This window comes from Sphingobacterium sp. LZ7M1, assembly GCF_024296865.1.
Lineage (GTDB): Bacteria > Bacteroidota > Bacteroidia > Sphingobacteriales > Sphingobacteriaceae > Sphingobacterium.
The window spans coordinates 740,248-751,332 of sequence record NZ_CP101134.1; the positions used below are offsets into that span (position 1 = coordinate 740,248).

Annotated in this window: 6 protein-coding genes; all 6 read right to left on the reverse strand. The window is 41.8% G+C overall.

Annotated elements, in window-relative coordinates:
• The 6 genes from NMK93_RS03160 to NMK93_RS03185 all read right to left on the reverse strand — a co-directional run bounded on the left by NMK93_RS03160 (position 1) and on the right by NMK93_RS03185 (position 10,855).
• A complete protein-coding gene (locus NMK93_RS03160) occupies positions 1 to 1,212 on the reverse strand; it encodes a hypothetical protein (protein WP_254526368.1) in 1,212 nt (403 codons plus the stop codon).
• 11 nt (positions 1,213 to 1,223) lie between these two features.
• Complete coding sequence (locus NMK93_RS03165; RefSeq protein ID WP_254526367.1) at positions 1,224 to 2,297, reverse strand: aldose 1-epimerase family protein; 1,074 nt, start codon at positions 2,295 to 2,297, stop codon at positions 1,224 to 1,226.
• Between the two features lie 8 nt (positions 2,298 to 2,305).
• Positions 2,306 to 4,987, reverse strand: a complete 2,682-nt coding sequence (locus tag NMK93_RS03170; RefSeq protein WP_254526366.1) for a c-type cytochrome — start codon at positions 4,985 to 4,987, stop codon at positions 2,306 to 2,308.
• A 42-nt stretch (positions 4,988 to 5,029) separates the two neighbouring features.
• Entirely contained in the window at positions 5,030 to 6,514 is a 1,485-nt protein-coding gene (locus tag NMK93_RS03175) for a RagB/SusD family nutrient uptake outer membrane protein (protein WP_254526365.1), read from the reverse strand.
• 10 nt (positions 6,515 to 6,524) lie between these two features.
• Positions 6,525 to 9,614: a TonB-dependent receptor gene (locus tag NMK93_RS03180; RefSeq protein ID WP_185210985.1), complete on the reverse strand. Its 3,090-nt coding sequence runs from the start codon at positions 9,612 to 9,614 to the stop codon at positions 6,525 to 6,527.
• Positions 9,615 to 10,540: 926 nt separating this feature from the next.
• A complete protein-coding gene (locus tag NMK93_RS03185; RefSeq protein ID WP_254526364.1) occupies positions 10,541 to 10,855 on the reverse strand; it encodes a GIY-YIG nuclease family protein in 315 nt (104 codons plus the stop codon).
• Between the last annotated feature and the right edge of the window lie 230 nt (positions 10,856 to 11,085).

The following is an 11,085-nucleotide window of genomic DNA, read 5'->3' on the forward strand; positions in this document are numbered from 1 at the left end:
TTAACCTTTTACTACCAAATCCGGATTGTCTGGACCGAAATGCTTTAACATCACGATCGGATCTGTAGTAGAATGGTTCTGAATGGTTACTCCTCTTTTTGCCGCTTCTTCAGATACAAAGTATTCATCAAAAGTCAGTTGTCCATAACGGATCAAGGCTGGTGTTTCGATGGTCCAATCATTCATCTTGCCATATCCCTGCATCATGATCAATCCATAGGCTGCTCCATCTGTAATGGTTACGGTTTGTCCAGGGAATACCGTTAATTCTTTGGCACTGAAAGCGGTTGATTTATAGCATACCCATTTCTCTGAATAGCCTTGGCTTTCCATTTCTTTTTCATCCTTCACTGGAAGTGGAGCCATAAATCTATTTTTCATCATGTCCGGGTCAACGTTCAGATCCCAGTCAATGATATCCATCAAGGCGTCATAATCGCCTTTCATGTTTTCAGGTACACCTTTCCATAATAACTCTTCAGGGATGATCGCTTCATTCACCAAGGATTGGTACATCGCAAATACATCTGAAGCCTTTTGCGGTTCATAGGTACATAAGCTACCTGGAGCATGCAATAAGCCAGGAGGAACATCCCATCCGGTACCCGGTTCCAAGCGGTATGCTTGAGAGTAATTGGTGATCTTATTGTCACCTTTGGTAAAGTTCTCCAGACATTCTTTGATAGTCTCTTTCGGAGTTCCAGGAGCAATTCCCATAAAGGTATATGGGAAATCACCGCCATGGTTGTTCAACTGTGGTGGGAAATAATACGCCTCTGGTTTTCCTTGTTGTTCGATCAGCGCCGCTTTTTCATCATTGTGGTGGATGTGGTGGGGTAGTGGTCCCATGTTGTCAAAAAACTTGGAATACATAGGCCAGCTTTGATATTCATCCCAAAGACGGTCACCAATTAATTTTCCTTTTAAATGGTCAACGCAGTCAGCTAATAATACCTGTTCTGTTTTACCATTTTCTTCATATACTACAAAACTCAATCCTTCAAATTCACCCGTCAAAGGACCGTTCTTAGCAGGAGTAGTCGATGAAAACCAACGTTCATCAATACCACCACGTTCACCGCCTAATACATAATAGTCATCGGGGTGAAGTTTTATCCTTCTGCCTGGTACACAAAAAGATCTCGGCACCCAGTTAGGTGCTAATCTCAATATTCCTTTGCCTTGTTCGAATGCCTTTTCAATGATTTCCATTCTAATTATTTTTATAGGTTTATATACTTGTTTACAAATTCCGTAATGGAGTCGGGGTTATTCAATATACTGATTTCTAAGTTATATTTCCGCTTTTCTCCAGGTTTCAATTGGATTAATTCCCCTCGTTCGCGCATCAGTTTCTGTCCGAGTGGTGGGTTGGTGCCAGGTTCCAGACCTGTTACATATTCACCTCTGCCCCAATGTTGCCAATTGGTCAACCAAGGCAGCTGCTTCTTATTGAAGCTTAATTTTAAGGCAAAGCCTAATTTTTCATTGAAGATTCCACATTCTACTTGGCCTTGCTCATTACTATCCACATCTATCAATGCTGCTTCTTCCCCTGAACCACTGTGGTCCTCCCTAGGTTCTTGACAGGTTCGGAAGTCTTGTCCTTCTTTAAAAATCTTGTTGTCTGCGCCGGTTTCGCGAGCTTGCCAAGCTCCTTTCCAGAGCAGTTTGGTTCCCGCATCAATGAAAGGCCACCCAAAGTTGAAATGGTATAAAATCATATGGGAAGAATAGATATTACCGATATTCTGGATCTCATCATCCAAATAAATGGTTGGATGACCTAGAATGCATCGTATTGTGCGCGTAATCTCGATGTTATCTCCTAGGGGATGGCCTTGAAATATTTTTCCAGTAATGGACATTTCGTAATCGCCGTTGGCTAGATCGGGCTGCTTGATGGATATGAGTTCTGCAGGGCTGTTGCTGAATTGATCATGCAAGCCGCGTTGTCCATGTTCATCTTGTTCCGGTCCTCCAACATGGGTGACCCCACAGGTCGTCAGTAATCCACCTCCAAAGGTTCTTAACCAATCGATTCCCTGGTCTGAGAAGGGTTGCGGAGCAGTGACCCCCAAGCGACTTAGCCAACTCAAGTTAAACTGATTGAACGAAGCGTCCGCTATGTCCATACCGCGGTCGATGACTACCTTGAATCGTAGTCCTGCCCCTGTATTGATCCAAGCTATACGCGTTCCTTTCCCCCTTCCATTATCCAAAATGGAAGTTTCTATGCCTCCAACTTGGGCCACATGGGAGACTTTGTTCAACCAGTCGTGCTTTGAGTTTTCCACTGCCTTACTTATTTTTTGTTATAAACTTCACTTTTTTCATTACCACCGGACATCAGGTAGGCCATGATATCTTTAACTTCATCAGGACTCATTACATTCAATGTTCCTGGAGGCATGATCGATACCTCGGAACGGTTCATGGATTTAACTGTGTTTTTCGCAATGGTCTTGGTCACTTGAGGAGCGTATGGATTCTGTGAAATCACATAATTGTGTTCATCCTCACTCATCAAACGGCCTAATACATTCGTTCCATCTTTCAGATTGAATACTTTGGATTCATACTGATCAGAAATCACCTTACTAGGTTCGATGATCGCCTCTAACATATCGCGTTTAGAAAAACGGGTGCCTAATTGGGTTAAATCAGGACCTACGGAACCCCCTTCACCTTTGATGGTATGGCAGGAACCACACTTAACAGCAAGGAACAGTTCTCTTCCGCGGTTGAAATTGCGAACACCGGTGTTTTCATCCACAACTTTCAGTGCCGAATCAATTTCCCATGCTCTACCTGGACCCTTCGGACCCTCTACTTTCTCAGCCAATCTATTTCCTTGAGCATTGATCAAAGAGTCTCCTGACATCTTACCGTACATGGCAAGTTGGTCTTGCGGTACGTTTTTCAATGCCATTTTACGTGCATTGTCAATAAAGCCGATGTAACTGTTACCGCCTTTATAGCCGAATGCTTTGTAGAACCAATTGAAATATTGCTCACGTAGCTCCGGGGTCCAACCCACACTGGTATTGCTCAATGCAGTAGCCATGAAGATCTGTTGTGCAGGTGGAATATTGGCCAACATATCAGCAATGTCCAATCCATACTGTGGATTTCTCAGGATCAAATCCGAAGAGTTCATAAAGCTGGTTTGGGTGGTGTCATCTTTTGCATTGGCTAGAATGTCAAGTGTCTTCTTAACTGCCGGTTCACTGTTTAGGGCAAGTAAGATTTTTGACAGTTCCCTGTTGGTATAGTTGGATTTGGCAGGATAGAAAGGTTCTAACCTTTGGGCCAAAGCAGCTGCATCAGCATCATTGACCTTACCCATGCGGGCAATGACAATTTCGTAAACCCTTAATAGGTTTTCCAACATCTTAGGTGTAATCTTTTCTACTGGAATAGTAGCCAGTTTTTTCATGATCTGAGGCTGAAGGGAAGGATCAGCAACATGTGCCATCGCTACCATCGCTTCAGTCAATCGAACCACGTTGCGTTCTGCAAAAACTTTGTCTTTCCAGGTCTCAAACGGTTGGTGTTCTACTGCTAAACGTGCAGCATAACGGATGAATCTATCCTCATGACCTAAATATTCCCAAACTTTATCAACAGTTCCTGCCGCAGATGGTCTGTGGTATTGCTCAATCTCTCTACGCAATTTCACCAATTCATTAGGCTCAGCTTTTTTGACCTCATTATTGATCTTATCACGATCTTTATGGTATACACGGTATAAGTCAGATTCCAAACGTCTACCACCCGTAAGGAAGTAAAGACTTCCATCTGGACCAATGGTTCCATCGGTCAAAGGTAGTGGAGATCCTGAGATAAATTCTTCCGCTTTCGCTGTATAGCTAGCTCCATTTGGTTGTAATTGGATGGCATAGATGATACCGAAACTCCAATCAAATGCGAACAGGCTGTTTCTATATTTATCAGGAAACTTAGCTTGGCTAGGGTTGATGAAGTTAGTAGGAGATCCTTGACCAATATTTAAAGTCGCAGGAAGGTTGTCTAAGAATCTTTCATCCCATTTCGCATCTCCCTTTCTCCAGCCGTATTCACCACCACTAGGAACATGTAAAATCCTGGTCGGACGATACCAAGGCATTCCGAAATCCCATTCCATATCCGAGTCGTAGGTAAATAATTCGCCTTCATTATTGAAGGCTAAGTCAAAACCATTACGCATACCCGATGCAATAAGATCCCAGGATTTACCTTCTGAATCCGTCTTTGCAATCCATCCACCGTTCAAGTGTGAATCCGCATCGTGTCCATGGGTATCAAGGATATAAGGAATCAGATTGTCCACCTTATCGTTAGGTAATGAACGGTAATTGTCCATTTTTGGGATCTTAGTAAAGTTACCGGCAATTACATAGATCATAGAATCTGGCCCTAGCACGATGCTGTGCGGTCCATGTTCCCCTTCGCCTTCCAATTCCATCAATTGCGTGATTTTATCTAATTTATCATCGTTGTTGGTGTCTTGAAGTCTATATAGGCCAGAGCCTTTTGAAAGGTTCTCATTAGGACGGTGGTTGATCATCACATATAAGCTGTTATATGCCCATAGCAAACCTTGCGCAAAGCCCATTCCAACCTTATTGCTGGTCGTATCATTAGGGTCACGGCCTTCAATAGGGAAGTCTAATGCTTCAATTTTCGGCTTAACAGTTGAATCTGAACCAAGAGGAGGCAATTCAACGCGGAATAGACCACCAAATTGATCCGATGTTATCATACGACCTTTGTCATCAAAAGTCATGGAAACCCAAGATCCTTTTTTGTCATCAGAAGGGCTGTAGATATGCTCGATTTCAAAGCCATCGGGCAATGTTATTTTATCCGTTTTTGGATTGGGTTCTTTTACCTCCTCCTTTTCCTTCTCTTGCTTACATGCTCCTGCGAATATAAACAGGAACAAGGCAAACAAATACAATTGTGCTCTTTTCGTTTTTATCATTTGGTTTTTATGTTGATATAGTTTATAACAGCTTAAAAATGCCTACCAACCCTCATTCTGTTTGATTCCATTGATCTGAACCTCACGCTGAGGGATCGGATAAAGGAGTTTGAACGGTTGGATATTATATGAAGCACTGCTCAGTCGAGTCAATCTTTTCTTTTCCTCGGCACCATGAGCAGTCATCACTTCAATGGCTTTTCCAGTTCTCAGAAGTTGATACCACCTATGGTTTTCAAAGGCAACTTCAACTCTTATTTCATTTGCAATGGCCGTTCTCAAAGCGTCTTTGGCTAGTCCTGACAAAGGTTTCAATCCAGCTCTTTTTCTTACGAGATTCAGGTTTGCCGTTGGATCTCCTGAGCCTACCTCATTCTGCGCTTCTGCTAACATCAAAAGGACGTGTGCATAGCGATAGATTGGCCAGTTTTCATTCGATCTTCCATCCTCGATATAAGGTGCGTGATAGTACTTTTTGATAAATGGCATACTTCCTCCAAATGCTTTTGACTCTTGAAATGCTGCATTTGAAGGGTCGTTGAACATTTGAATAGACTTATCTCTACGCACATCTCCCTGTTCATAGGCGTTATATATGCTCGGTGTAGGAATGTTGCTTCCACCTAAGTTTCCGGAGAAACCGACCAATTGCATCTTTGCATTCCTTGGGCCGAACATGAAAATGAAGTTACTGTTTTCACCTTCTACTGATTGATCAAACTGTACTTCAAAAACTGACTCTGCATTATTCTTTGAATTAGGACTAAAACAGGATGCGTAATCTGGCATCAATGAATAGCCTAATTTGGTTACTTCTTGAAAATTGGTTACTGCCTCAGCATATTGCTTTCTTGTTAGGTAGACCTCACCCAATAGCGTATAGGCTGCTCCTTTGGTCGCTCTTCCTACGCTTCCTTTGTCATAGCTTGGAAGTAAGTTTGCAATGGCATCCTTAGCATCTTGGATAATGACTGCATAAATTTCGTCTACTGTACCTTTTTTGCCATCCGAGAATGCATCCGAAGGATTTGCAACCTCTTTCGTCAGCAAAGGAACTTCACCAAAAAGTCTTACTAAATGAAAGTACGAAAATGCTCTCAAAAACTTGGCCTCTCCCAGGTATTGTAACTTTAATTTTTCATCCGAGAACTGTACTTGATCAATCCTGCTGATGATGGCGTTGGATTGTTGAATCGCAACATACAGGTTTACCCAAGTGGTATTCACGTAGTTATTGGAAGAGGTGATCAAGAATTCATCAATTTCTTCCCGCTGCTGCACGCCACGGTCCGTTTCATCATATTGATAATTGGTATTGTCCGATCTCATCTCTGTCATTGCATTGAAATCACTCGTATAGAGTACCTGCAATCTGCTGTATGCACCATTTACTGCCCGAAGGATCTGTCCTTCGTTTTCATAATAGTTCTCTCCACTGGAAAAGGTATAGGGTTTTACATCCAATAATTTATTGCAGGAGCTCATGCTCAATAACCCTAGACCTAATAGAATATATCTTAGTTTCATAATCCTTGTCTTAAAAATTGAAATTCAACCCTAATGTGTAAATCTTTGGAACAGGGTAAGCCGAATAGTCGATCCCTGGTACCAATGGACTTATATCCCCTCTGTTTATGTTAGTTCCTTCTGGGTTTCCATCATAATTGGTAAATAAGAATGGATTCTGAAGGTTAGCATAAATCCTAAGGTTGTTTAACACTCCACCAATGCTCTTAGGGAGGGAGTAGCCTATTGTAATGTTCTTTATCCATAGGTAATCTGTCTTTTGGACAAATAGGGAATGGGTATCACGATACATTACACGGCCTCTACCAGTACCATTGGTTGTTGGTACCAGACCACTACCTGGATTAGATTCTGATCTCCAACGATCAGCAACCTCCTTACGCACATTAAATACCCCGTCGATGTTGTCCGTATAGAACCTGGTTGCATGCAACATTTCTTGTCCCATGGAACCCACCATCATCACTCGGAAATCGAATGCTTTATAAGTCAAGGTATTGGTCATACCAAAGTTGAAGTCAGGATAAGGATTACCGATTACCGCAAAGTCATCATTTGGTGTAATCTGGCCATCTCCGTTCACATCCTTCATTTTTAAGTTCCCTGGGATTGCTCCTGGGAATGCTGGATTATTGTCTACATCTGCTTGATTTTGATAAATTCCTTCTACCACATAGCCAATGATCATACCTACCGGTTGACCAATCTCGGTGATATTGGTAAAGTTTCCTTCCGAACTCTGTCCTGAGAAGATAGGGTCTGTACTACGGCCGAGGGCAATGACTTTGTTGCGGTTGAATGAAATATTGAAGTCGGTATTCCAGGTAAAGTTTTCACGGGCAATATTTGCTGAACTGATTGAGAACTCGAAACCTTTATTTTCGACATCACCACGATTTTCTACGACGGAGCCGAATCCTGATGAGTTAGGAATTGGGGTATTCAATAATAGATCTAAGGTGTTACGTTTATAATAGTTGGCGGTTAAAGTCAAACGGTTATTCCATGTAGTGAAATCCAAACCAATGTTCAACTCCTTCATCCTTTCCCAACCTAGGAAGCTGTTTCCAAGACTGTTCATCACACGACCTGGTGCCAATCCGCCTCCAAAAATATAGTTGGAAGCACCGATGCTGCTTAAAGAAGCATAATTGGCAATATTGAAGTTACCTGAACGTCCATAAGAAGCCCTCAGTTTTAACTCATCAATCCACTCTTTATCTTTCAGGAAAGCTTCTTCGGATAATCGCCAACCGACTGCAACCGATGGGAAAGAACCCCAGCGATTGTCCTTACCAAATCTTGAGGAGCCATCCGCACGGAAAGACCCTGTCAAGATATATCGATCTAGGTAGGAGTAGTTAACCCTAGCTAAATAGGATATCAATCCCCAGTCTTCAATTCCTGTGCCTCCGGTTATTCTTGCTGCAGCATTCAAGGTCTGAATGTCGTCATCTGGGAATTGGGCACCGTTGAAGTTGGCATTCTTGTTCTTTTGCATTTGGATGGAATAACCTGCCAATGCAGAAATCGAATGTCCGTTATCTGAAGAGTAATCGTAGTTTAAGGTGTTTTCATTTGCCCAGTTGATGTATTGGCCTCTTCCATAACTTCCGCTAGGAATAGATGCACCAGGGGCATTTTGATTAGGTAGAGTGGAAGGTCTAAAGGTCTCGCCACTTTCATCTTGATAGTCTACGTTGAAGGTAGTCTTGAACTTTAGGTTGTCCAAAAAGCTATATTCTGCATAGGTACTCATCAATAGCTTTAACTTGGAGCTCTTGTTGGTCCGCTCATTTAAGAACATCACAGGATTTGGGTTCCCAAAAGTTCCAGCAGATTGAATATACGGAACATAGGAGCCATCATCGTTATATATTTTGGCGACAGGAGTCGTGATCTCAAAGAATTCATCCCGTCCTTGTCCATTGATTCCACCTTCAATGTAGGATAGGGTAGGGTTGATGTTCATCCCTAATTTTAATTTCTTTGCAAAATTCCCTTCCACATTCGCACGGATGGAGAAACGGTCAAAGCCCGAGTTCAACATCACGCCCTTCTGGTTCAAATATCCTGCAGACACAAAAGAACGAATGCTTTCATTACCACCAGAGAAATTCACGTTGATATCCGACATCGGAGCGATTCGGGTAACTGCATCATACCAATCCACACCTTCACCCAATGCAGCAGGGTTTCTATATTCTTCAGGGATATCATTTATTGTGGGTTCCCTTCCTTCTTCAAACCTGATTTTATCTTCGATGGCCTCTTTCCTGAATTGTGCAAATTCTGCAGCATTCATCAGGTTGGGTCTACCTTTCTGAGGGACTTGTTGTAAGCCGGAACTTGCCGCTACATCGATTCTCATCTTACCATCCGTACCACGTTTGGTATTGATCAAGATTACCCCATTAGAGCCTCTAGAACCATAAATTGCCGTGGCAGAAGCATCCTTCAATACGGTCATCGACTCAATATCGTTGGGGTTGATGGTTGCCAAAGGATTTCCCCTTTCACTGGAAGATCCAGGAACTGGAAATCCATCAATAACATAGAGTGGCTGGCTACCAGCACCAATTGCCCCAATTCCCCTGATCTGAATCCTTGGTCCACCACCTGGAGTACCATTGGAATTACTGACCTGTACTCCCGAAAGTTGTCCGGTTAATGCTTGGTCAGGACTAGCGATAGCCTGTCCTTTTACATTTTTCATAGACACAGCGGCAATCGATCCAGTAACGTCTTTTTTCTGCTGACTACCATAACCAACGACTACCACTTCGGTAATGTCCTCACTGCTACTGTCCAATGCAATGTTTTGTGTACCAGCAGCATTGACAACGATTTCCTTCGAAGTGAAACCAATATTGTCAAAGGTCAGGGTTTGGCCTTTGTTCAATTCGATTTCATAATTTCCGTTTTCATCGGTTGCAGTCGCCGAGTTCGTGCCTTTTACGCGAACAGAAACACCAGCAATAGGAACCCCATTGGCATCACTAACCGTTCCTGTGACCTTGATTTTCTCTTGGCCAAACAAGTTTAAGTTGCTGATGCCCGTGTTATGTTCCACGGAGATGTTGTGTGTTTCTTTATTCATAGTAGAATAATTGTTGACCTCGGAATAGCCGGCCTGCGATAGAATCAAAGCAGGAAAGATCAACGATAATTGCAGGAATCTTTTCTTGGGTTCATTTCCGAATGTGAACCCTAAAACCCTCCTAAATGTTACGATAGGCGCAATTGATCGATGGTTTTTAGTTTTGTTTAATTGGTCATATTGCATACCTTTGCAAAGTTAAATGGTTAAACAATAAAGAGTTTCGACCCTCTTGGTTAGTTTAAAAAGACCATTGATATTGAACCGATAGTGCGGGAACACTGTCGGTTTTTTTATTGGTCTTTTTCAATGTTATTGTTCAATAACAGATCATCCTTTTTCTAAGTAATACATGTTTTCGTTTTTCATTTGGTTTATTGGCAGTCTAGGTTGAAGAGCTACCGGAATTAGTTATTAGTTATAGGTTGCCAATACTTTGGCTGTAATCCAAATATAGCTATCCACTTTAGGTTGAGCATCCTGCACCGTCCTGTAGAATGGTTTTGAATGAGGATTGGAGGGGAGAAAAGGAGGGGAGATTTGAGAGGTGTTTTAGTCGTGTCACCCTGATGCAAGAAGGGTCTCGGAGTACGATTTTGACTTGAGTTCCATAAAGTTCCGAGATGTTTCGTGCCTCAACATGACACACCGATGGGTTGTATTTTAGTTGTGTCACCCTGATGAAAGAAGGGTCTCGGAGTACGATTTTGACTTGAGTTCCATAAAGTTCCGAGATGTTTCGTGCCTCAACATGACACACCGATGGGTTGTATTTTAGTCGTGTCACCCTGATGAAAGAAGGGTCTCGGAGTACGATTTTGACCTGAGTTCCATAAAGTTCCGAGATGTTTCGTGCCTCAACATGACAAAATAAAAGAAACTCACAAAAACACTTTTCACTCACTAATCAGGAATTGGTTTAGGATCTAGTGTAATTCTTCTGCTTCATCGTTAAGAAACTTCCATTCTGGATTAAAATCATTTATTAATGCTTCCTTTTTCGCTCTGGTCCATCCCTTAATTTCTTTTTCTTTACTAATAGCCGCACGTATATTCTCGAAAATCTCATAAAACAAGAGGTATTTTATCTTATATTTTTTTGTAAAACTATTCATTCCATAATTTTGAAACTCCTGTTGATATAATCGATATCTCAAATTATTGGTAACTCCAGTGTAAAGGACAGTCCTTGATAGATTTGTAATTATATAGACAAAATATAATCTTTTGATTGGCTTCATGTCAATAAGGTAGGGGTTCTGTATTACTTAGAACTTTACTTTTTATTAATTAATCCCCCCACCTGATAGAACAGGATAGTCTTTCCCTGACCCATTCCTATCTTTAATCAATCCCGCTTTTCTTCCAAAACTTATCCACTTAATAAAACTATTGCATAAAAAGGATGAAAATGGAAAGGTAATTTCCGAAATTGAAGTACCTAAAATATTATACCTGATTAAATCATAAC

Coding starts and splice junctions, on each gene's coding strand:
- NMK93_RS03160 (WP_254526368.1), bottom strand. CDS start 1,212: ATGGAAATCATTGAAAAGGCATTCGAACAAGGCAAAGGAATATTGAGA.
- NMK93_RS03170 (WP_254526366.1), bottom strand. CDS start 4,987: ATGATAAAAACGAAAAGAGCACAATTGTATTTGTTTGCCTTGTTCCTG.
- NMK93_RS03175 (WP_254526365.1), bottom strand. CDS start 6,514: ATGAAACTAAGATATATTCTATTAGGTCTAGGGTTATTGAGCATGAGC.
- NMK93_RS03180 (WP_185210985.1), bottom strand. CDS start 9,614: ATGAATAAAGAAACACACAACATCTCCGTGGAACATAACACGGGCATC.
- NMK93_RS03185 (WP_254526364.1), bottom strand. CDS start 10,855: ATGAAGCCAATCAAAAGATTATATTTTGTCTATATAATTACAAATCTA.